Annotated in this window: 19 protein-coding genes; 12 read left to right on the top strand and 7 right to left on the bottom strand. The window is 58.0% G+C overall.

The genetic code is table 11. The features are described from left to right. Positions 1-85 precede the first annotated feature (85 nt). From H7B67_RS03145 to H7B67_RS03130, 4 genes are all read right to left on the bottom strand, one after another. Positions 86-1,288: a glycosyltransferase family 4 protein gene (locus H7B67_RS03145; RefSeq protein WP_185118344.1), complete on the bottom strand. Its 1,203-nt coding sequence runs from the start codon at positions 1,286-1,288 to the stop codon at positions 86-88. 116 nt (positions 1,289-1,404) lie between these two features. After that, positions 1,405-2,448 carry a lysylphosphatidylglycerol synthase domain-containing protein gene (locus H7B67_RS03140; protein WP_185118343.1) on the bottom strand — a complete coding sequence of 348 codons (1,044 nt, stop codon included), beginning with the start codon at positions 2,446-2,448 and terminating at the stop codon, positions 1,405-1,407. 156 nt (positions 2,449-2,604) lie between these two features. Beyond that, a complete protein-coding gene (locus H7B67_RS03135; protein WP_185118342.1) occupies positions 2,605-3,903 on the bottom strand; it encodes an MFS transporter in 1,299 nt (432 codons plus the stop codon). 22 nt (positions 3,904-3,925) lie between these two features. Next, positions 3,926-4,732: a methyltransferase domain-containing protein gene (locus H7B67_RS03130; protein WP_185118341.1), complete on the bottom strand. Its 807-nt coding sequence runs from the start codon at positions 4,730-4,732 to the stop codon at positions 3,926-3,928. A gap of 142 nt (positions 4,733-4,874) precedes the next feature. Here H7B67_RS03130 and H7B67_RS03125 point away from each other — a divergent pair, with 142 nt between their 5' ends. Together H7B67_RS03125 and H7B67_RS03120 are read left to right on the top strand one after the other, a co-directional pair. Beyond that, on the top strand, positions 4,875-5,255 hold the full coding sequence (locus tag H7B67_RS03125) for a hypothetical protein (protein ID WP_185118340.1): 381 nt from the start codon (positions 4,875-4,877) through the stop codon (positions 5,253-5,255). Positions 5,256-5,430: 175 nt separating this feature from the next. Further along, positions 5,431-6,609 (top strand): acyl-CoA dehydrogenase family protein, encoded by a 1,179-nt coding sequence (locus H7B67_RS03120; protein WP_185118339.1) that lies wholly within the window; start codon positions 5,431-5,433, stop codon positions 6,607-6,609. Between the two features lies 1 nt (position 6,610). Here H7B67_RS03120 and H7B67_RS03115 read toward each other — a convergent pair whose 3' ends face one another. After that, entirely contained in the window at positions 6,611-8,209 is a 1,599-nt protein-coding gene (locus H7B67_RS03115; RefSeq protein ID WP_185118338.1) for a hypothetical protein, read from the bottom strand. Beyond that, positions 8,193-8,909: an ABC transporter ATP-binding protein gene (locus H7B67_RS03110; protein WP_185118337.1), complete on the bottom strand. Its 717-nt coding sequence runs from the start codon at positions 8,907-8,909 to the stop codon at positions 8,193-8,195. The genes H7B67_RS03115 and H7B67_RS03110 overlap by 17 nt, the downstream gene beginning before the upstream one ends. A 195-nt stretch (positions 8,910-9,104) precedes the next feature. On the opposite strand from H7B67_RS03110, the gene H7B67_RS03105 reads away from it, so the two are divergent. From H7B67_RS03105 to H7B67_RS03055, 10 genes are all read left to right on the top strand, one after another. After that, positions 9,105-9,965, top strand: a complete 861-nt coding sequence (locus tag H7B67_RS03105) for a S1 family peptidase (RefSeq protein WP_185118336.1) — start codon at positions 9,105-9,107, stop codon at positions 9,963-9,965. A 198-nt stretch (positions 9,966-10,163) separates the two neighbouring features. Then, on the top strand, positions 10,164-11,135 hold the full coding sequence (locus tag H7B67_RS03100) for a hypothetical protein (RefSeq protein WP_185118335.1): 972 nt from the start codon (positions 10,164-10,166) through the stop codon (positions 11,133-11,135). A 28-nt stretch (positions 11,136-11,163) separates the two neighbouring features. Further along, the gene (locus tag H7B67_RS03095) at positions 11,164-11,889 is read left to right on the top strand and encodes an ABC transporter ATP-binding protein (protein WP_185118334.1); all 726 of its coding nucleotides are present in this window, start codon (positions 11,164-11,166) and stop codon (positions 11,887-11,889) included. Further along, positions 11,886-12,605, top strand: coding sequence for an ABC transporter permease (locus H7B67_RS03090; protein WP_185118333.1), 720 nt, complete (start codon positions 11,886-11,888; stop codon positions 12,603-12,605). Before H7B67_RS03095 ends, H7B67_RS03090 begins: the two co-directional genes overlap by 4 nt. Positions 12,606-12,608: 3 nt before the next feature. After that, positions 12,609-14,090: a sensor histidine kinase gene (locus H7B67_RS03085; protein ID WP_185118332.1), complete on the top strand. Its 1,482-nt coding sequence runs from the start codon at positions 12,609-12,611 to the stop codon at positions 14,088-14,090. A gap of 1 nt (position 14,091) precedes the next feature. Next, the gene (locus H7B67_RS03080; RefSeq protein WP_185118331.1) at positions 14,092-14,808 is read left to right on the top strand and encodes a response regulator transcription factor; all 717 of its coding nucleotides are present in this window, start codon (positions 14,092-14,094) and stop codon (positions 14,806-14,808) included. Positions 14,809-15,265: 457 nt separating this feature from the next. Further along, positions 15,266-16,255: an ABC transporter substrate-binding protein gene (locus tag H7B67_RS03075; protein ID WP_185118330.1), complete on the top strand. Its 990-nt coding sequence runs from the start codon at positions 15,266-15,268 to the stop codon at positions 16,253-16,255. Then, the gene (locus H7B67_RS03070) at positions 16,242-17,867 is read left to right on the top strand and encodes an AraC family transcriptional regulator (RefSeq protein WP_185118329.1); all 1,626 of its coding nucleotides are present in this window, start codon (positions 16,242-16,244) and stop codon (positions 17,865-17,867) included. The genes H7B67_RS03075 and H7B67_RS03070 overlap by 14 nt, the downstream gene beginning before the upstream one ends. A gap of 525 nt (positions 17,868-18,392) precedes the next feature. After that, positions 18,393-19,016: a helix-turn-helix transcriptional regulator gene (locus H7B67_RS03060; RefSeq protein ID WP_245363748.1), complete on the top strand. Its 624-nt coding sequence runs from the start codon at positions 18,393-18,395 to the stop codon at positions 19,014-19,016. A gap of 123 nt (positions 19,017-19,139) precedes the next feature. Further along, positions 19,140-20,768, top strand: a complete 1,629-nt coding sequence (locus H7B67_RS03055) for a helix-turn-helix domain-containing protein (protein WP_185118326.1) — start codon at positions 19,140-19,142, stop codon at positions 20,766-20,768. 76 nt (positions 20,769-20,844) lie between these two features. Here H7B67_RS03055 and H7B67_RS03050 read toward each other — a convergent pair whose 3' ends face one another. Further along, positions 20,845-21,630 (bottom strand): IucA/IucC family C-terminal-domain containing protein, encoded by a 786-nt coding sequence (locus tag H7B67_RS03050; protein WP_185118515.1) that lies wholly within the window; start codon positions 21,628-21,630, stop codon positions 20,845-20,847. Position 21,631 lies beyond the last annotated feature (1 nt).

Below are 21,631 nucleotides of genomic sequence, written 5' to 3'. Positions count from 1 at the left end.
CCGTGGCGAGCTGCCGGCAAGCTAAAAAGCGCACTTCATCGGTTTCGCCCAGGAGGCGACGCCGACCGAAGTGCGCTTTTGCTTGCTACGGATGAATCTTGCCCACCGCCGGCTTCTTGGCCGGCTTGCGGCGCTTGGCCGGTCTGGAGCATACCCGGTCGACGTAAGCGTCAAACGCCTCGGCTAGCGCATGGTGCTGGAATTGCGTCTTGGCGCGGCGGTAGCCGTTGCGTATAAGGCGTTCCCTTAGCGCCGCGTCGCCCGATAATCGAGCGACCGCCTCCGCGATCTCGCTCGTCGATTCCGGATCGACCAGCACGCCCGTCAGCCCGTCCAATACCGCTTCGGACGCTCCCCCGGACCTTCCGGCGATCACCGGCACGCAGGCGGAAGCCGCCTCCAGGTAGACGATGCCGAACCCCTCCGCGTCGCCTTCCTTTAGTTCTCTGGCCACCATGACGAACTGGTTCGCCAGGTTAAAATACTCGTTCAATCTCTCGCTTCCGCCTACGCTCCCGACGAACCGAACCTCTTCCCCGACGCCGATATCCTTAGCCAGCTTCGCCAACCGTTCCCGCTCGGGACCGTCGCCGACGATCAGATAGACGGCATTCGGGATGCGCTTCAGGATGGCGGGCATCGCTTCGATGACCCGGTCGTGGCCTTTGCGGCGGACGAGCCTTCCGACGGTAAGAAGAACGTATTTATTCTCCAATCGATGCCGCGCGACCAACTCAGGATTGGGCTCGGCCTTATCGTACAACGACTCCACTCCCGGGTTGACGATGCTGATCCTTCTCGGATCCACCCCGTACTCCAGAACCAGGTTTCTCGTATATTCGCTGTTCGTCAGCACCCCGTCCGCTTTTCTCAGGATGAGCTTCACCAGCTGGTTCAGCCCCGGGAATCTTCGGAACATGAGCATATCCATCCCATGGGTGGAGATGATGTAGCGCCTTCCCCCGAACCAATGAAACAGCAGGCCGATAACACCGATCAGCACGTAGCCGTACAGAGTGACGTCCGGCTCCTCGCGGCGCAGCGTCCGGCGAACATGGCGGAACAGGCTTCCCCAACGCCCGATGTCGATGCCTTCGCCCCGAAGGAATTCCCCCCGTTCGATAGGAAAAGACTGCTCGCGGTCGAATTCGGCGCTCCCCGGATATTCGGACGCAAGAACGGTCAGCTTGTGCTTGGTGTGCTTGGAGAGGTTATAGTAATAATTTTGCATTCCCCCGATGCCCGGCGGAAATACTCCCGTGACGAGCACGACTTTTCTGCGTTTCATTTCTCTTCACCCTTTTGTGCAGAGCCATTCCTTGATTGTATAACCGAACTGTCATGCCCCATGTTAACGACGATGCGGGATTGTGTAAAAGTTGGCGGAACAAGAGCCGGACGCGTTCATGCATTCGGCTCTTGTCCGCGTTCGGGCTTATTCCTCTTTCTGAACGGAAAACGAACGGCGTGCAGAATCACCCAGAACAGCACTTCCGCCATCACGTTCCACAATCGAGCGATAACCGAGATATGCAAGGCCGCGTTCGAGTCGATCTTCAGCGACAGGAAGTAGACCAGAAAGCCTTCTCTCACGCCGAGACCGCCGGGGAGAGGACTGAGCAAGCCGATCAGCCAAGAGGCCGCGAAGGTGCCCGCCGCGTAGAACAGGCCGATCTGTCCCCTGTCGAAGCTGCCTACCATCATCCAGAAGGCGATCCCCATGATGAAGTGGCTGAACAGGAAGAGAAGCAGGCAGCCGAAGAAGCGGCGGCGCGGCATAATGGCGATCGCAGGGCCGAGACCCTCTCCGTCCGCGGGCCGATTGAACCTCTGGATCAACTTCTTCGCCGGTCCCCTTCGCGAGGCGAAGGCGAATCCCTTCCCGACGACGGAGGCAAGCCGGGGATAGTACGCGTAAGCGAGTCCGAGAACCGCGGCCGTCCCGAGGATAAGCGGGATCAGGGGCACGCTGCCCAGCATCGCTAAGAGCAGGAGGGCGTACAGGAATGCGGCGGCCACGAGCAGCACGGTTTCGTAGATAACGGAAGCCGTGAGCGCCTCGAACGAGATCCCCTCGCGCCCCGCGAGAACGATCCGGCCCGCGTAGTTCCAGATCCCGCCCGGAATGTACTTCGCGAATTGGGAGTCGATAAAGATGGTCAGCCCCGTCCCCATCCGAAGCCTGGGCGCGGCGGACTGGCCGGAAGCCTCGTCTCTCGCCATCGTCGCCCGGACGATGAGCACCCAGATGCCGGCCTGCATCATGAGAAATAGGGAGAAGATCAGCAGCGAGGCGTAAAAACGGGCGTTCGCATGATACAAGAACGAACCGAGCTCCGCCGGTTTGATCGGGATATTGCGAATCAGGAAATAGAGGATGACCGCGACAAGCGCCCATTTCAGAGCCGTCTTGAGCGCCGCCGGAGCGATTCTCCGCCATACCGCCATCGCTTAGCCTCCTCTGCGAGTCCGTGAGAGTCAAAGGAAATCATTCCTTCATTGTAAGGACGAATTGTCAAAATCAGTTTATCGTTGATGGCGATCGAGATCAAATTACGCGGAAAAGAAGAAGGCAGCCGATCGCTCGATCGGCTGCCTTGTGAGTTAGTTCAACGGGATCCCGTCCGGAGAGACGGGCTTCGGTTTCCTGCGGGACCATAGCACCACGGGCACGAGCAGGAGAGCGAGTCCGCCGCCGGCAAGCGAAAGCGCCGCGTAGCTGGAATAGGCGGCGACCATGCCGGATAAGGCTCCGCCCGACGCCCCCGCCAGCGCGATCAGCACGTCGATCGTTCCTTGGGTTCGGGCGCGGGTTATCGGATCCGTCGCATCGACGATAAGCGCGGTACCGCTGATCAGGCCCAAGTTCCAGCCAAGACCTAGCAGGGCAAGAGCAACGATAAGAACGAATAAGGAATCGGCCGGCGCCAGAGCGGCGACAATCCCGGCAGCCAGCAGAACCGCGCCCGAAGCGATCGACATCGTCGTGCGACCGATCTTATCGACGAGAACGCCCGTAAGCAGAGAGGGCAGAAACATGAATCCGATATGGATGCTGATGACCAAGCCTACATCGCCCAAGCCATGTCCGTGATGCTTCATGTGGATAGGCGTCATCGTCATGATCGCGACCATGACGATCTGAGTCAAGATCATCACGGCGGCCCCGACGATGAGATTTCGGTTGTTCCGCATGGGGGTACCCGGCGTGGCTTCCGCGGGAAGGCCCTGCTCCGATCGGGCCTCGTATATCGCCTTTGCAACGACGGACGGGTCCGGACGGAGGAACAGATAGAAGACGAACCCGGCCAGGATAAAAGCGACGGCGGCAAAAATAAAAGGGCCCGCAAGAGCCGGGATGCCGACGGACGTTGCGAAACGACCCATGGCATCCACCAGATTAGGACCGGCTACCGCTCCCAACGTCGTCGAGACCATGGCGAAGCTGATCGCTTTGGCTCGTTGGTCGGGTTTAGCCAAGTCCGTGCCGGCATAACGCGCTTGCAGGTTCGTGGACGTCCCCGCCCCATAAACGAACAAAGAGAGGAACAGAAGAACTATGCTCTCGTTCATGGCGGCGATAATGACCCCTATCGCTCCGATGCCCCCCGCGAAGAACCCGGCGGCCAGACCCAAGCGGCGCCCGTGCCGCTGCGAATGACGCCCCACGAGAAAAGCAGCCAGGGCCGAGCCCAAGGTGAACAATGCCGTGGGCATCCCCGCGTAGCTTTCCGTGCCCAACATATCCTGGGCCAGAAGCGCGCCTACGGTTACCCCCGCGGCAAGGCCGGCTCCTCCGAAAATCTGCGAGAGGATGACGATCAGCAAGGATCGCTTGAATAGCTTGTGCTGCATGCTTGGAGAATCGACGTACTCTTGCATGCTGCGGGGTTCATGCCTCATAGCGTAGAACCGCCTTTCGTTGCTAGATTCGAGTTCCTTCGACGGCGAGGAGGTACATCGTTTGGCTGACGGCCTCTTCCGCGATCCAGTCTCGGTAGGAGGCCTCGGCATTAGCGCGCTCTTCCTCGGACAGATAACCATCGGTAACCAATTGATGCCCCCGGCTGGCCGCGACCTCGGCCCAGATGGCGATGCCGGCTTCGAACCCGGGCTCGCCTCTCTTCACCGTCTCCGATTGATCGGAGACGCGTACGTGGGTCAGCCCGGCGGCTTCGAACATCCCCTGCAGCTCGTCGGCGATCGCGTTATGCATGCCGCCGTCCGATCGCCACTTCAGGAACTGATCATAGAAGTGGCGGAATGCGGCCGGCGGCTCCGGCTCCCAGACGATCTTCTCGTGGTTGTAGTCGAGTACGAGCACTTGGCCGCCGGGCTTCGCCGCCTCGATCATTTGCCCCAGCGCCGCTTTCGGGCGGTCCAACCATTGCAGCACTCTCGCGGCGGCGACGATATCGAAGCTCCCGCTCGAAGGCAAGGCGTAGATATCGGCGATCTCGAAGCGGAGCGTCCCGCCTTTATCCCCGTGCTGCCGACGCGCATCCGCGATCAATCGCTCGTTGACGTCGACGCCCACCGCTTCGCCTTGCGGACCTACCGCTTCCGCAATGCCCCCCGTGATCGCTCCGCTTCCGCAGCCGACGTCGAGCGCCGACATGCCGGGCTTCAGAAGCTCGGCTAACCTCTTGTTGGACGCGGCGAGAGACCGCTTGTTAATGACCGCGTTCGTTCCTTCCGGCATATGGGCTCGCGCCCGGGATACGTCTGCCATGGCTGTACCGCCTCTCGAGAAATTTTCCCATATTATAGGTTGGCGCGGCTCGCTTGGGAAGGGGGAAAATCGGCAATGTGCATAATTCCTCTGCGCGAGACAGAAGCTACCAGCGTCAATTGCGATTGGAGGGAAGCTTCCTATGTCGGAGAGAACGCTGTTTGCTTACTTCAACACGCCCGATCAGGCCAAGGAAGCCGTGGATCGGATGAAGTCGCTTAGGCTGATCGACTACGCCATCGAGCGGATCGACGGCTTTGCCGGCACGGGATTTCAAAGCCTGGACAGGATCGGCGGAACGATAACGGGGGACTTCCCCGGCTTGGGCCACCTGACGCTAGGCGGCGACTTCGACGGCCCGGACGCCGGCGTGCTTGCCGCCGCCAATGTCAGCGCGAGCGGGATGAGCTCCGGCGGCTACGAGAATCGGGAGACCGGGCGGGACATCATGCTCGTCGCCATCTTCGAGGAAGAGGACTACGACGAGGCGGAGCGGATCGCTCAAGAATGCGGGGCTTTGTAAGGGGGGCGAGTCTAACCGTTTGTTTTCGGGATAACGCTATAGCTGTGCCGCTGAGACGATCAGCGGCTCTTTGCCGTCGGCGCGGCGGTTGACGCTCGAAGGGAATGGTGTTAGCGTTTAACCATACTTAGCGGCTAAGGAAAGGTAGCTTTTGGGCGAGGAGGAGGTTGGCGGCATGATAAGCAACGGCAGTTTCGCAAGAACGCCGGAGCAGGAGGAGCGGCTCCGGCTTATCGGCAAGGCGGCGGACGAGATGAAGATCGGCGCGCACGAGACGGATTTGGCCAATGGCTTCAGCCATCGTCATATCGAATTGCTGAGGGAGATCGGCTATCCCGGCTGGACGGTTCCGAAGGAATACGGCGGCGCGGAGATTAGCCTTTACGAATTCTTGCTCTACCAGGAACGGCTCGCGCAGGGCGATCCGGCCATCGCTCTCGGAATGGGGTGGCACCTGAGCGTTGTTTTCGAACTGGCGGTAAGACGACCCTGGTCGGAGGCGGCTCTGGAGCGGGTTTTCCGGTCGGCGGTGGCGGGTGGTCTTACGAATCGGGCGAATTCGGAGAAGGCGACGGGGAGCCCGTCTCGGGGCGGCCAATATCAGACGAAGGCGAAGCGGTCGGCTCAAGGCGGCTACGTGCTGAACGGGCGTAAAACCTTCACCACCCTGTCCCCGGTACTCGATACGGCGATCGTCGGCGTAACGCTGGAGGAAGAGGGAGAGCACGCGGACTTCCTGATCCCGATGTCGGCCCCCGGAGTGTCGGTCGATCCGACCTGGAACGTGATGGGGATGCGGGGGACGGGCAGCCACGACCTCGCGCTCGATAACGTCGAGCTTCCGGCCGACGCCCTCGTGTTCCGCGCTTCGCAGAAGGCCGGCCCGACGGTGAATCCGTACCTGCTGCACATTCCGGCCTGCTACTTGGGGATCGCCCTTGCGGCGAGGGCGGAAGCGATCGCCTTCGCCGAGAGCTATCAGCCGAACACGCTCGACCGCCCGATCCTGTACGCGCCGAACATCGGCCAGCAGATCGCCGCGATCGATCTCGAGCTGTCGGCGGCGCGGCACTATATGTATTCCGCGGCGGCCCGTTACGAGGAATCGGACGGTGATCCGAGCTACTGGCTGGCGGAACTGGGGGCGGTCAAGGTGTTCGCCGTTCAAACGGCCTTGTCCGTTGTGGACAAGGCGCTTCGCATTGCCGGAGCGCACGGGCTGTCGCAGACCCATCCGCTCCAACGGCTCTATCGCGACGTGAGGTTCGGCCTTTCTAACCCTCCGATGGAAGATTCGGTCATGCGTCTCATCCACCAAAGGGCGATTCTGGAGGTCGAGCGGCAGAAGGGTTGACTTATTTAATCCGGAAAGTGCGATAACCGATTCGGCGAACGAGCACGAGCGCGATCGCGAAGTAAAGCGGCGTCAGAACCAGAGCGACGGTGATGAAGACGGCGGACGGAGCGTGAAGCCATATGCTGGCCCCGCAGAACATCGAGATGACCGTATTCACGATATGGAAGACCGGACTCTTCGTCGTCCATTCGACGCTGTACGGCTGGAAGATGTAATACATGAACAGATGATGAATGGAGAACAGCACGGACAGCGCCAGAACGTAAATCCACAGCAGGAGAAGAGTTCCGTTTATCGCTGTTCCTGCAGCGACGGCCATGACCGTCATTGCGGCGCCAAGCGCGGCTGCGATCGCCAGATTCAGGCCGATGACCCGGAACAGGCGGATTCGGAAGTGCCGATCGGCCGCGCTGCGATAGAAGCTGTACCGCATCAAGCTCTGATCGCAGTTGTAGAACATCGCCTTGCATGCTCTTTCTCCCACGGAGAAGAAGAAAACGGTAATGGGCAGATACGGGAATAACGCCGCCAGCTCCAGCTGAGCGGCTTGTTCGCGATACAGCAAAGCGAGGACCGCCCCGACGATGCCGATGGCCAAGGCGATCGCGAGTCTCTTATACACCGGTTGCGCGATTAGCTTGCGGTGACGCGAGAAGAAGAGCGAGTTTAAGTAGGCGTACCCCTCTTTGCCCCGTGCCGACTCGTCCGTCAACGTTTTCAGAGAATAATCCCCGGTCGCTTGCTTCACGTCGGCCTTCTGCGCGTCCGCGATCATCTGCCCGATATTGAGCAGCGGATCGTCCTTCTTCGTCGCGGCTTCGACGGCTTTCGCGTAATCGGGGTAACGGGCTAGCCGGACAGCCGAGACAAGGCCCCATACGGTTACGGCCAGGGCGACGGGTACATTGGCCAGCAACGAAACCCAGGTTGGAGTTGCCTCCATTAGTAGCGGCGCATAGGCGGCTGCACATCCAAGTCCGATGGTTAGCCACACGATCGCATTCTTTTTGATCAGGACCACGCCGGTCTTATCGTACAGCCACAGATGAAAGCGCTCGATCCATACCCTCCACAACGTGACCGACACCGCCAGCAGGATCCCCTGCAGAATGGAGCCTCCCAGAAGAGAAACGAATACCGGCAGGGCGGCTAAGTACGTGACGAAGAACAAGGCGTACCGATAGCCGAGCGAAGCCTTCATGTAACGGGCAGCGGGCAGCCTCATCAGCTTTACCGCGATGTACTTCTCCCTCTTGGTCTCCAAGATAACGGCGTAAGAGACGCCCGCGACGATAAAGCTAAGCAGGATAAAAATATGGAAAAACAGCAGAAGCCGATCTTCCTGCGGCAGCTCCCCGCCGAGCGACGCGGCAGGCCAGAAGACGAACAACCCCGTATAAGCGAACTTCGAGACGAATGCCCATACGTAGCTGAAGATTCGAACGAGCACGGCAACGAACCGCTTTAGCTTCAGGTTGGAGTAGGCGGAAGCAGGCATGATTCGTCCGAGGAGCGGCAGCTTGCGGAAAAAATAAATAAACCAGTTGGCGGCGGAAGACGTGCGGATGGCGAGCAGCGTATTAAGCGTCTTCAGCATGGCTCTCATCCTTCAGCAGCTCGATCACGCTGGCTTCGAATTCCGGACTGCGCAGCAGGTCGGACGGAACGGGAGACAGTTGCCCGTTGTTCAGGACGACCAGCTCGTCGCACAGATCGGTTGCGAGCTGCAGAATATGCGTCGAGAAAATCAGAATGTGGTCCTGCTTCATCGACCGCAGCAGGTTCTTCATCTCCAGCGCCACGATGACGTCGAAGGAGGTCAGAGGTTCGTCCAGCAGAATGACCGGCGGCTTCGTCATGAGGAACAGCAGCATCTGGATTTTGTTCTTCATGCCGTGCGAGTACCCCTTGATCAGCCGGTGCCGGTCTTCCTCCGCGATGCTCATCAAGTCGAAATAATCGTCCGGAGTCTTATTCGGCTCGAGCTTCTCCCGGTTGATGTCCATGAAGAACTTCACGAACTCGTAGCCGGTCAGGAACTCGGGCAGAATCGGAAGCGAGTACACATAGCCGACGTCCTGCTCCCTCAGCTCGCGGGTCGTGCCGTTCTCCTCGATCAGCGCCTTCCCGCCATCCATCTTCGTTTCTCCGCTTAGGCAGTTGAACAGCGTTGTTTTGCCCGCGCCATTGCGTCCAAGCAGGCCGTAGATCTTCCCCTTCTCAAAAGTAAACCCAGCTCCTTGGAGCACCTTCTTGTTGTCGAATGTTTTTGCGATTTGGTCCAGGACCAACTGCAATGGGCTTCCCCTCCGATCTCCTAGTTAAGCCGCAAATCAGGCATTTCTATCTATTTACGGGAATGGGGGGAAGAGGTCTCGAACGCTTCGTTTTTTCGATACGTCGTATTTGCTTTTATGCAGGAGTAAAATAAGAAGAAGGGATTTGGTCATACAATTTTGGGACAAGATTACGGCGAGTACGGGAGGATACGCATGGCAAATAATCCGAATCGAAACAAAGAGAACTCCTTTTCTAATTCCGATGATAAGCAAGAAAATGAGAATCGCGACACGTATGCAGACGAGGAGTGGGACTTTGACTCGGAAGAGGAGGAGGATGACGGGGGGTCATCAGCCAACCGACGGAAATGGATCAGAAATACGATCCTATTCCTGCTCGTGGCCGCTCTAGTCGGAAATATATTGGCATTCTGGCCGCGAATCTACAACATGAAGACGCTGCCCCTCTTGTTCGAGTCGAAGGAATTATCCAGCCAGGCTGAAATTCTAAGGTATAAAGAAGCGGTTGTCACAGTCAGCACGGATAACGGAAAAGGCACCGGATTCCACATAAACGACGGCTACATTGTGACCAACTACCACGTAATCGAAAATAACGGCTATATCATCGTGAGGTTTCCGGAGCAAAGTCAGAGTTACAAAGCGAAGCTGTCGGCCAGTAATCCCGATCTGGATATCGCCATACTGAAGGCGGATATCGGGGATCAACAGCTGCCGTTCATCGAAATCGAGCGGGACAAGCAATGGGAGGCGGGGGAGCCTATCTACGTAATCGGCAATCCGCTTTATTTCACGCAAATCGCCATCGAAGGCGCTATTATCGGCTTGGTCCCGATCCGAGGCCGTCAGACGCCGGTCATGGCCCTTCAAGCGCCGGTCTATAGCGGCAATAGCGGCTCTCCCGTCATTAACGAACATGGCAAAGCCATCGCCGTTGTATACGCCACCGCGGATATCCAGCATCAAGACCAAATAATAGAGGCCGGTTTGGCCGTACCGATTACCGACATGGAGAGCCTGCTGCGAACATCGCTGCCGCCGGAGGCGAAGTAGGCCCAGCTCGTTAGGATTCAAAGAGCCAGTCATCGAAAGCGAAGCACAACACCTGAATGATTATGAATCATGATATTGATATAGATCTCCGATTTTAGAAAACTTTTCGAATTGCTTTCGAGGGGCTTTAGACTCCTCCTTTAGACTAAGGTTGTAGGCAAGAGAGAGACCAAACAACCTTAAAGGAGAGAGTGGAAAATGAAAAAGAAAAGCAAAGTCATCATGATAGGCTCGGCTGTTGGCGCAATGACACTATTTACGGCGACGGCTTTCGCGTATAGTCCGAACACGGAAGGGTATGATGCGTTCAAAGCGATGCTTAAAGCGAACCCTATGTCGGGGGCCGCCATCGAGAGCGCGACGGTCAACGGGAACTTCACCGTGACGGTTGACGGCGAGACGGTTCTGAAGGCAGACGGCTCGGGGAAGATGGGGGAAGCAGGCGGCGAATACAACGTCAGCGGCGACCTCGACTTCACGCTTATGGGTGTCGAGCGAAACGCCAGCCTGTACAGCAGTGGAGATGACAAGGTCTATCTCGTAGACCGGACGCATGATCTGCATTATCAGGTGATCAACTTGGACGATGAACGCGCCGGCGAACATCGCGAATGGTCGGATGAGGAGGAGTTCCAGGATCGTCCGATGAACAAAGCGGAAGAAGCGCTCCTCGATTTTATGGTCGGCGACCTGAAGGACAACTTCAGCGTGGCGAACCAGGCGGACGGCTCGAAGACGATTACGGTCGACATCAGCAAGGAGGATATTCCGCTCCCGCTACGTTTACTAATGGATGCGGCATCGGCTGAAGACCGGGCAGGGCGCGCACTTGCGCCGGAAGCGCATACGGAGTGGGATCAGCTCAGTCAGCTTCCTTTCTTCCAAGGACTTGAAGGGATCGACCTGGAAGCGCAGTTGCCGGAGCTGACGGAAGACGTTGCCATTGAACATGTGCGGCTGCAAATGACGGTCGATGCGAATAACGAGGTACAAGGCGTGCAAGGCGAGCTTGAAGTGAGCGGCAAAGATGAGGCTGGCATCGCCCACCGCGTAGAGCTGGAAGGCGCAGGCCACGTTAGCGACATCAATGCCACGACGCCAGAGGCATATGACCCAGCCGGCAAGTCCGTGGAAATAATCGACGCGGCAACGTTCGACGATCGCAGCTAACCCAATAGACCACGGGAGGACCATACCTATGTTTGAAGCAAACGATCTGACGAAGGTCTATCCCGGCGGTCGCGGCATCCAAGGGCTGAACCTCACCGTGCGAGCCGGTGAGGTTGTCGCCTTATTGGGACCGAACGGCGCCGGGAAGACGACGGCGCTGCAGGCGATGGCTGGCTGGATCGGGACACAACGCGGGGAAGCTCTCTGGAACGGCGCCTCCGTCGCCGACCGGCCCGAGTTGACGAGGCCGCACATGGGCTTGATGATCGGGGAGCCGTCCCCGTACCCCTATCTCACGGGATATGACTATTTGAGGTGCTACCATAAGCTATATCCGGGTGTAGACGAAGCCCGCATCCGGCAGACGCTGGAGCTCGTGGGCATGACGAAGCACCAAAATCTAAAGATCAGAAAATACTCCACCGGCATGAAGCAACGGATAGAGCTGGCCAGCGTGCTGCTCCATCGGCCCAAGCTGCTGCTGCTCGATGAGCCCTTCTCGGGCATGGACATCGAGGGCAGGCGGGAAATCGCGTTGATGCTGCGCCGCCTGGTTGCCGACACGGGGATGAGCGTCATCGTGTCGTCGCATCAGGTGCACGACATCGAGGACTGGATCACGCATGCTTGCATCGTCTGCGAGGGGCGGCATGTCCATACGGCGGGCGTCGTGCAGATCAGGGAGTCGTTTGCCCGCGTGGAGGACTATTATTTGCATCATCTCGCACAGGAAAGGAGCGGGGCCGCCGTATGATCGCGCAGATGAATTACCTCGCCGCGGAGGAGCTGCGCAAGCTGTTCCGCGGAGGAAAGCTGAAGGCTTTGCTGCTGCTCTCCTTCGTCATTGGCGTTCTCTTCGTCTTTATCGGCGACCGTCTTGGACTGGGCGACAACCTGCCGCTGATGGCAATCGAGCTGCTTGCGGTCGTGCTCCCTTTCTTCATGGTGGCGCTCGGCAGCGACCTTATGATCGGCGAAAGCAAGGGGATGATCAAGCATGCGCTGAAGCTGCCGGTCGGCCGGGAGTTTCTCTTCATCGGAAAATTGCTCGCGGGGTGGGCGGCCGGTGCTTTGATCGTCCTGTGTATGTTCGTGCCAGCATACATTGGAGGCATCATTGTTCACGGCGCATCTGCGGCGTCCTCTCTCGGAGCGGGTATAGCAGAGCTTGGGGGCGCGATCCTGTTCGGCGGCTTGCTGCTCGTATTGGCGAACAGCGTATCCCTATGGGCGGGGAGCAGCGGCGTTGGGCTGGCGGTGAGCGTCGTGCTGTGGATGGGGATGAGTGCCGTCGGTTTTCTCGAGCCGCAGCTGAATCGGTTTTTTGTCACGAGCTATGCGGATTGGCTGCAACCGCTCCTGTACGGGGGGGATGCCGATAGGACGGTTTCAACGTTGCTATTTATGATAGCCTACTATATCATTGGCACTATATTGGGCTTGCTTGCCTTCCAAAGAAAAGAGTTATGACGTATGTCCATTCGATTGAAACTCATTTTAACTTATTTGGTTGGCGCTTTACTGACGGCGATTATCGTTGCGATGACCGGAATCGGAATCGTCACGGCTGTCCTCTCGTATTTCGCAAGCGGTATCGTGAAGGATCAATCCCCGGATGAAGCATTTTCTAGGGGCATCGATCTGTTCGTGGATCTGCGTTATGCGGAGCGATACACGCCGGAGGAGCTGACGTCCCCCGCGTTTGCAGCCACCATCGGAGACCGGCTGCAGCCTTTCGGGGGCTTCCTTGTCGTCAGGCAAGGGGACCGCTGGGAAAGCTACGGCGCGCTCAGCGAGGGGGAAGCGTTCCTGAAGCAGCTGCGGCAGGATGTGTCCGCCGCTGGGCGGCATGCAAACGATGTGTTCGTCGTGAGCGCGTGGGAGGAACGCGACTTGCTCTCGGTGGGATACGATTTCCCTGAGATCGATGATCCTTTGACGTATTACCTGATCGCCGACATGACGGCCGCGGATTCCAAGACGAACCGGTTCGAGTCATTCGTGCTTCTCGGTATCGCCATTCTAGTCGGTATCATTCTGGTCCCGCTGCTCTGGATCACGACGAAGGATATCGTAAGGCCGCTGCGACAGCTCGAACAGGGCTCCCGGCGCATTGCGGAAGGGGATTTGAACTTCCGTCTGGAATCCAAGGTGCGCAACGAAGTGGGAAGCGTGATCCGCTCGTATGAAAAGATGCGCAGCGAGCTGCAGCGATCGATCGACGCTCAGCTAGCGTTGGAGGAGAACCGCAAGGAGCTGATCTCGAATATTTCGCATGATCTGAAGACGCCGCTGACTTCGATCAAAGGTTATGTGGAGGGAATTCGGGTAGGCATTACGGACGATCCGGAGAAGCTGAAGAAGTATATCGACGTGATTTATGCGAAGACGCTCGATATGGACCGGATGATCGACGATCTGTTCCTATTGTCGAAGCTGGATCTCGAACAGGAGCGTTTCCACATGGAGACGGTGCCGCTTGAGTCGTTCTATCGGCAGACGATGAGCGAACTGCAAATGGAGTACGAGAGCGCTGGCGTGCGGCTAACGAGCGAATATGAGGCGGGGCAAGATGATGTTGTGACGATGGATGTCCAGAAGATGAGGCGCGTCATGCTGAACATTGTCGGTAATTCGGTGAAATTCATGGATAAGAAGGAGCCCCATATCCATGTTTATTTCGGGCGGCAGTCGGAGAATTGGGTATTCGCGGTTACGGATAACGGACCCGGAATGGGACCGGACGAGCTGGAGCGGATCTTCGACCGTTTCTATCGCGCGGATACGAACCGGAATCAGAACGTGGCCGGCTCCGGGTTAGGCCTTGCCATCGTGAAGCAGATTATCGCGAATCATGGAGGAACGATCCATGCGAGAAGCGAACCGGGACGGTTCATGACGGTGATGATTAGCATTCCGATGAAACGGGATAACAAAGAAACGGGGAGAGCGTGAGATGTCGAAGCGGAAAGTGCTAATCGTTGAGGACGATCACGCGATCGCCGAGCTGGAGCGGGATTTTCTCGAGGTACACGGCTATGAGGTGACCCTAAGGGCAGACGGCCGACAGGCGCTTGAGGAGGCGCTGAAGCAAGAATACGATCTGATCATTCTGGACGTCATGCTGCCGGGCATGGACGGCTTTGAACTACTGCGACGGATCCGGGAAACCAAATTTATTCCGGTGCTCATGGTATCCGCCCGCAAGGAGGATATCGACAAGATCCGAGGTCTAGGCTTAGGGGCGGACGATTATGTGACGAAGCCGTTCAGCCCGACGGAGCTCGTGGCGCGGGTAAAGGCGCATCTCGAACGATATGACCGATTGACCGGTGTCGCGGCAGGCACCGGGCTTTCGCATGCCCGGAAGTCGCGCGAGCTGAACATTCGCGAGCTCACGATTCAGGTCGATGCAAGACGGGTGACGCTGCGCGGGACGGATGTTACGATGACGGCAAAAGAATTCGACCTGCTGCTGTTCCTCGCGGAAAACCCGGATCGGGTCTATTCCAAGGAGGCGCTGCTGGATCGGGTGTGGGGGATCGAGAATTACGGCGATACCGCCACGGTCACGGTTCACGTAGGGAAGATCCGGGATAAGATCCAGAAAGACCCGTCGCAGCACCAGTTTATCGAAACCGTATGGGGCGCGGGTTATCGCTTCAAGGTTTAAATGCGCAAGCAGTCCCCGTGATTCGCGGGGACTGTTTTTAGTCGGGTATGATGAACCGTATCTCAATACAGGTCTAAACGGATGAAAGAAATTGTGTGGAGTGGAGGTGGATTCGGTTAGAAACCAATAGTGCAAACCGAGTCGGAACTGTTCGAACACTTAAGCCGGATGAACAGGGCGAATTCACGTCCGCATCCCGTTCCACGTTTCCCGTTGCGCCCGTAATTCCCCGTAAATCACCGACTCCCCACTGTTCCGGGCATTCCTTCAAGCAGTGAAAAAAATACATAGAGCCAAGGAACCCAAAACTTCTCCGCACGTCCGCATGGAATGATTATCGCAACAATGCGCTCGGTTACCCAAAAGACAGCACGATCCCTTATTCACAATGGAGGCAGTTGGCTCTATACTGATTGAGATAATGATAATCAATCTCAACTTTAGGAGCTGCAAAGAAATGAAGCTGTCCAAACATACACTATCGGCAGGGCTGATGGCCCTTATGATGATTCTGCTAGCCGCATGCGGGAATTCCAACAATTCGAACGAAGATGCCACGCCAGCGACCACATCGCCGTCGGCTGCGCAGACCGAGGCGGCAGCGTCATCTGCTAACGGGGAAGAGGCTGCCCCTCGCGTTCTCACGGATGCCATGGGACACCAAGTAGAGGTGCCTGCCCATCCGCAGCGCATTATCGCTCCATTCCTGGAGGATCCTCTCTCCGCAATGGGCGTGTCACCGGTCGCGCAATGGAGCGCCGGAGGCCAACCCCAGCAGTACTTGCAGGACAAGCTTTCCGGGGTTCCGTCTCTGAATATGGACAACGGGTTGACGGCGGAAGAGACGCTCTCTTACAAGCCGGACCTGATCCTCTTCTTGTCTCCGGCCTACATGGGCCAAATCGATTACGACCAGTTCTCCAAGATCGCTCCGACCTTCGTGCTCTCGGAGGACAACACGGACTGGCGGACGAATCTGGAGAAGCTTGGCGATTTGCTCGGGGAACAGGATGCCGCGAAGAAGGCTCTCGAACAATACGAGGAGAAGATGGAGGCCGCTGAGAGCCAGTTGGGGAATCTGCCATCCGAGAAGACGGCGGTCATTCTGCTTCCGCAGGACGATAAGAGCTTTAAACTGTTCGGACCTAACTTCTATGGCGGCAAGACCCTCTATCAGACGCTCGGGTTTAAGCAGCCTGCCGCTCTGAAGGGCGACTTCGAGGCTTACTCCATGGAGACGTTGGCCGAACTCAAGGACGTCGATTACGTCTTTGTCATCTCCGGGCCGGGACGTTCGGAGCCTCCGGAGGATAACGCGCTATGGAAGTCTCTGAAAGCCGTTCAGGAAGGCACGATATTCAAGGTGGATTCCGGCCACTGGTTCAACGATAATCCGGTGGCGAACGGCCTCATAGCCGATGATGTGCTAAACCATGTCCATGAATAACCCTTCCCCGCTAGGCCTGCAGCAGGATGCTGCAGGCCTTCTCGGCTATCGGCTGCTCGACGTCCGAATTCTAAGGGATGCTCCCCGTTCTTCTTTAACGGAGAGAGCGTTCATCAAGCCGAAGGCCCATCTCCTTCTTCTCTCGAACGCTCCCGGCGGCAGGCTGGTCATTGACGGCCGCCCTCACGCCCTCCGGCACGGATCGTTATTCGTCTGCGCGCCGGGACAGCTCATCGAATGGACGAATTATTGGGAGAGCCCGCTGGAATTATTGCTGCTGGAATTCCAGGTCTTCTTTACGCCGAAGGACGACGCTCCCTCATTCGCAAACCGCGAGAAGGCCGTTTTTCCGTTCTTAGGGGAGGCGGCCATGCCTTCTTCCTCGTCGACAGGCGCGCTCTTCGATTTAATTGCCGATGAGTGGGCCCGGATGACGCCTTCGTCCCGGCTCCGCTGCGAGGCCGGTCTTCTTGAGCTGCTGAGCGTCGCGCTTAACCATCAGGAGCGGCAAACGGAGATTGCGCTGGAGGCTTCCCGGATTCAGCTGGAGCGCAATTACGCGAGCGAGATTACCGTCGATGCGCTTGCGTCCTCCGCCGGCCTTAGCCGGTTCCACTTCATGCGACTGTTTAAGGAACGTTTCGGCAAGGGGGTCATGGAATACCGGACGGACTTGCGGCTGCAGGAGGCGAAGCGTCTCATGAACGAAGGCAACCATTCCCTGACGGATATCGTTCAACGGATCGGGTATGCGAGCGAGAGCTACTTCAGCCACCTGTTCAAAAAACAAGTCGGCTTCGCGCCCGCCATCTATCAACGCAACCAGAGACGGAAAATAGCGGCGTACAGCTGGGCGAACATCGGACAATTGCTGGCCCTTCGCATGATTCCTTGCGCGGCGCCGATGGACCAGTTCTGGACGGATCGCTATCGCAGCCGATACGCCTATGAGGTTCGGACGGCGTTGAGCCACCGATACGACTTCAACTTGGAGGCGCTGCGCGAGGTGCGGCCCGAGCGAATCATCGGGTTCGACGGACTCGTTCCCGTCGAGGAGCAGGAGAAGCTGAGAGAGATCGCGCCCTCCTTGTTCCTGAACGGGGAGGAGGATTGGCGCGCGCACTTCAGGCAGGCAGCTAGCTTTTTGGAAAAGGACGAGGAAGCGGAGGCATGGTTGAAGCGCTACGACCGCACGGCGGAGGCGGTTCGAGAGAAGTTAGAGCCTATCGTCTGCCGAGACGCCGTGCTGGTCCTTCTTGTCGGCCGCGACCGGCTTATGGTCTGGGGGCGCCGCGCGGGCACGGTTTTGTACGACGATCTCTGTTTTGTCGCGCCGGAGGGGATCAGGGAGACTCCTTGGTTCCGGGAGATCGAGCCGGGCGAGCTATCTGGCATGGGAGCGGATCGAATTCTTGTTCACGTGAACCGGAGCCCGGCTTCTCAATCGAGGTGGACCGAGCTTATCGCGACAAGGCTGTGGAAGGAGCTGCCCGCCGTTCGCGAGAACAAAGTCGATCTCCTCGCGGACAACGATTTCCTGGAAGCTCCATGGAACGAATATTCGGCGGAGCCGATCGGCCGCTTCTTGGAGAGCTGCCGCACTCTTTTCTAACCGACCCCCTCCCCAACCCAACATTTTGCCAAATACTTAAGAACATTCCCAACGGCTCGCGAACTAAGCTATGATACTCTCAGGGCAACTTTTTTTGTCGAAGAGGCTAAGTCCAATCGACCAAACATTCTGAGGTTCAAACCGGGACGCAGAGGGTGGCCAAACAAGCGAAAAACAGGTATCCTTAATAAGAGCCAATCAAGCTTGGCGCTTATAACCGTCGACTAGACTAACTAGAGGCACGCGCATCCTTCAAGGGATGTGCTGTGCCTTTTTTGGTCTTAAGGGAGGTAGACGTTTGAAGGAAACCGCTTATGAATACGTGGATTTCCGCTACTATACGCCGTCCGAATTCGAGAAGCTGGGAGGGCTCTGGCCCATCCGGTCCGGCACTAACGTGGCCAAGGCCAATTACGCGGTCGGTACGCGCATGATCGAGTGCTATTCCATCCACGTCATTCTTAATGGTTCCGTGGATTACACGTTCGAGGATGGCAAGGCGCGTCTGAGGAAGGGGGATTTGTTCTGCCTGTACCCCGCCGGAAGCACAGCTATCAGGCGGCCGATTACGCGCATCACTCGCCGCTTCGCTTGCATTGGCTGGCGATGGACGGACCGCAGGTCTTGCCGCTCCTCCAGAGAATCGGGCTGACGGAGGCCGAGCCGTATCTTCGCGACCGAACCACGGGAGAGATTCTCGACCTTCTTCGACAGATTTTCGCTTGGATACCCGAGGAAGGAATGGAGCTGCAGCTGCAGCAAGCCCTGTATCGGCTGTTCGCGTTGCTGTCTCTGCCGCCGAACGCGGGACAGAAGAAAGCCGTCGAATGGCTGAAGAAGTGCGAGGACTATATCGACAGCCATTACATGGAGCTGATCACGGTGTCCGACATCGCGGAAATCGCGGGCGTTCACCGATCCCATCTATACATGGAATTTAACCGAAATTACGGGATGAGCCCCAAAACGTATTTGATCCGCAAGAGGATGGAGAAGGCGGCAGAGCTGCTTCGGCACCCGGCGCTTACGGTAACGGAGATCGCTCTCTCGCTCGGTTATGCGGACGTGTATGCTTTCTCCCGCGCTTTCTACAATTTTAACGGCATTTCGCCTACGGCCTATCGGCTTGGTCGCCAAGCGTCAAAGTGACGGAAACTCGCCTAAAATGGGGAAAAGCGGCCTGACGTCGGTTTCTATTCCGACTTTAATGGGTGGATAACTGTATGTATAATTGGAGTTTCGAGATTCCGCTCGAGAGGAGGGAGAATGACCATGCTAAACGTTCTGCTAGTGGATGACGAGCCGCTGGCTCTCTCCCATATGCGGCGGCTTATCGATTGGAACCGGCACGGCTTCCGGATCTGCGGGGAAGCCCGGAACGGGAAGGAAGCGATCGAGCTGATCGAACGGCAGACGCCGCATATCGTCGTCGCGGACATTCATATGGCGGGAATGAGCGGCGTGGAGCTGAACCGATACGTCTATGAACGGTACCGCGGCAAGATCAAGACGGTGATGGTCAGCAGCTTCGACGATTACGACTTCGTCAGAGAAACGATGCGCAATGGAGCTTCCGATTACGTGCTGAAGCACCGAATCGAAGCGGACGGATGGCTGGAGCTGCTCGCTCGGCTAAAGGAAGAGATTCGGCAGACGGAAGACAAATCCGAAGGGCTGGACTTCGTCGAGCGCAACTGGCCGGCCGTCCATGCGGAGCTCGAGCAGACCTACCTGAGGAACATCGCGCTCGGGCTCGAGGTCGATCGGGCGAGCGCGGAGGAGTATCTCCGCCGGCTGTCGCCCCTAGGCAGCGGACGGCTTGTCGTCGCGGCGCTTCGATTATCGGAGGCGAGCAGCCCGGTGGACCGTTTTCCCGACGAGGAGCGGAAAATTCAACGGGCGAGGGCGACCCTGGACCTGATTCGGCAGTGCATGACCGAGGAGAGAGGAATCGCGGTTCCCGTGGAGGAGGGGCGCTACCTGCTGCTGTTCTCCTTCGACGAAGAGCGCAGCGAGTACGCGATCCATCAACGCGTTCGAGTTTGCCTGAGGCGGGTGGCCGACCTGCTTAAGCTTTATATGAACATGCAGGTCGTGTACGGCATCGGGCCGGTCGGCACCGGCCTGGACCAGTTGGCCGCGTACTATCGCTCCGCCTTGGAGGCGGCTCCCGACGGAGTCCGTCCGGCATCGAAGGCGGAGATCCCTGGAGGCGGGGGTACCGCAACCGCTGCCGCAACAGGAATTTCCTTGCGGCAGGAGAAGGCGCTGATCGGCGCGGCGGAGCAAGCGGGTTCTATCGCCGTTGACGCGATCCTGGACGATATTTTCTCCACTCTCCGGGACTCCGGCAACAGGCAATCGATGGCGCAATCCGTCACCGAACTGATTGAGCTCGCGGATAAAATCTGGAAGAAATCCGGCCTGCACGGGGACGCCTACTACGAAGGAGAGTGGCTTTCGCGCGCGGAGCGGTCCGATCCGAACCGGCTGGACGCGGTCGAAGAATGGACGAAGTCGCTGTACGCGCAGCTCATCGCCAAGCTGGAGTCCGGGCATCAAAGCTTTGGCCGTTTTTCTATCCACGTGCAGCAGGCGATCCAACTCATCCGAGCTCATTACGCGAGCCCGATCTCCCTCGAGCAAACGGCCGATCGGATCGGCATTTCCGATACGTATCTGGGCCGGATTTTTAAGCGGGAGACGGGGACCTACTTCACCGATTACTTGAACCGGTTCCGGATCGAGGCCGCGAAGCAGCTGATCGACGGCGGCGGGCACAAGGCCAAGCAGATTTACGAGCGAGTCGGTTTTACGAGCTATACGTACTTTTTTAAGGTGTTCAAGGTCATAACGGGAATGACGCCTCAGGAGTATGCCAGAAGCAGTCTCCATCAATAGAGCAGCTTGTTCTCGGCGCCGCCGAATAAACGGAATAAGGCCTCCAACCCGCCCAAGCGGATGGAGGCCTATTCTTTTATTCCCGAGACTCCTGCGGAAGAGGACATTGCCTGCAATATTCCGCCGAGACTTTGTAGTAAAGGCAGCAAGTGCGCCTTAGACGATGCTTATAATCTCCTTCCGGATCCATCCCGGTCGACTCGACCAGGGCGGAGAGAGGGTTGCGGCGTTCGCCGAACAGCTCTCCCGGGGCTTCGCGGGCGATGTAGCGGAAGTCCTCGCGGATGCGCGCGGCGGCGGTCGGGTCCTCGGCCGAGTCGATGGCTTCCTTGAACAGCGGGACCATGCGCACGAGCGCATTTTCCCATAGAATCATCTTGGACACCCGGGCGATCTCGGACAGGGAGCGGATCAAGGGAGTCAGATGCCCGGCGAACAGCTCGCGCACCGTATGCTCCCGCCAGTTCCGGCGTTGATCGGGAGCCGGCAGGCTGATCCCGTACGAAGATACGCTGAGATAGGGAAGCTTCGTGCCAAGCGGGTTATGCTCCGGAAGCTCGGGCGTTTCGAGGAGGCAATGCTCCAGCTCAAGCGTCAAACCCTTGTTATTTACGGTCATGGAATACAGAGCGGGCGAAACGGCAATCGCAGCATATCTCTTGACCAAGGTGGAAGCCGTCGCTTGGCGCGTCGGAGATCCGATGTAGTCTCCCAGCCAGTCCAGATAGGACTCGCATGCCGCGCGATCCAGCAGCTCCATGGCCGTAATGCTGCGGAGGCAGGGACGGGGATCGTCCTGCAACCGCAAACCGTAGCGCTCGGATAAGTATGAACGCTCCTCAAGCGACAGATGCTGCCGCATG

Origin of the sequence: Cohnella thailandensis, from assembly GCF_014212135.1 — a bacterium.
GTDB classification, from domain to species: Bacteria; Bacillota; Bacilli; order Paenibacillales; family Paenibacillaceae; genus Cohnella; species Cohnella thailandensis.
Note: the sequence above shows the minus strand (reverse complement) of the source record. Positions and strands in the feature narration are given on the sequence as shown.

Coding starts and splice junctions, on each gene's coding strand:
- H7B67_RS03145 (WP_185118344.1), bottom strand. CDS start 1,288: ATGAAACGCAGAAAAGTCGTGCTCGTCACGGGAGTATTTCCGCCGGGC.
- H7B67_RS03140 (WP_185118343.1), bottom strand. CDS start 2,448: ATGGCGGTATGGCGGAGAATCGCTCCGGCGGCGCTCAAGACGGCTCTG.
- H7B67_RS03135 (WP_185118342.1), bottom strand. CDS start 3,903: ATGAGGCATGAACCCCGCAGCATGCAAGAGTACGTCGATTCTCCAAGC.
- H7B67_RS03130 (WP_185118341.1), bottom strand. CDS start 4,732: ATGGCAGACGTATCCCGGGCGCGAGCCCATATGCCGGAAGGAACGAAC.
- H7B67_RS03125 (WP_185118340.1), top strand. CDS start 4,875: ATGTCGGAGAGAACGCTGTTTGCTTACTTCAACACGCCCGATCAGGCC.
- H7B67_RS03120 (WP_185118339.1), top strand. CDS start 5,431: ATGATAAGCAACGGCAGTTTCGCAAGAACGCCGGAGCAGGAGGAGCGG.
- H7B67_RS03115 (WP_185118338.1), bottom strand. CDS start 8,209: ATGCTGAAGACGCTTAATACGCTGCTCGCCATCCGCACGTCTTCCGCC.
- H7B67_RS03105 (WP_185118336.1), top strand. CDS start 9,105: ATGGCAAATAATCCGAATCGAAACAAAGAGAACTCCTTTTCTAATTCC.
- H7B67_RS03100 (WP_185118335.1), top strand. CDS start 10,164: ATGAAAAAGAAAAGCAAAGTCATCATGATAGGCTCGGCTGTTGGCGCA.
- H7B67_RS03095 (WP_185118334.1), top strand. CDS start 11,164: ATGTTTGAAGCAAACGATCTGACGAAGGTCTATCCCGGCGGTCGCGGC.
- H7B67_RS03090 (WP_185118333.1), top strand. CDS start 11,886: ATGATCGCGCAGATGAATTACCTCGCCGCGGAGGAGCTGCGCAAGCTG.
- H7B67_RS03085 (WP_185118332.1), top strand. CDS start 12,609: ATGTCCATTCGATTGAAACTCATTTTAACTTATTTGGTTGGCGCTTTA.
- H7B67_RS03080 (WP_185118331.1), top strand. CDS start 14,092: ATGTCGAAGCGGAAAGTGCTAATCGTTGAGGACGATCACGCGATCGCC.
- H7B67_RS03075 (WP_185118330.1), top strand. CDS start 15,266: ATGAAGCTGTCCAAACATACACTATCGGCAGGGCTGATGGCCCTTATG.
- H7B67_RS03070 (WP_185118329.1), top strand. CDS start 16,242: ATGTCCATGAATAACCCTTCCCCGCTAGGCCTGCAGCAGGATGCTGCA.
- H7B67_RS03055 (WP_185118326.1), top strand. CDS start 19,140: ATGCTAAACGTTCTGCTAGTGGATGACGAGCCGCTGGCTCTCTCCCAT.
- H7B67_RS03050 (WP_185118515.1), bottom strand. CDS start 21,630: ATGCGGCAGCATCTGTCGCTTGAGGAGCGTTCATACTTATCCGAGCGC.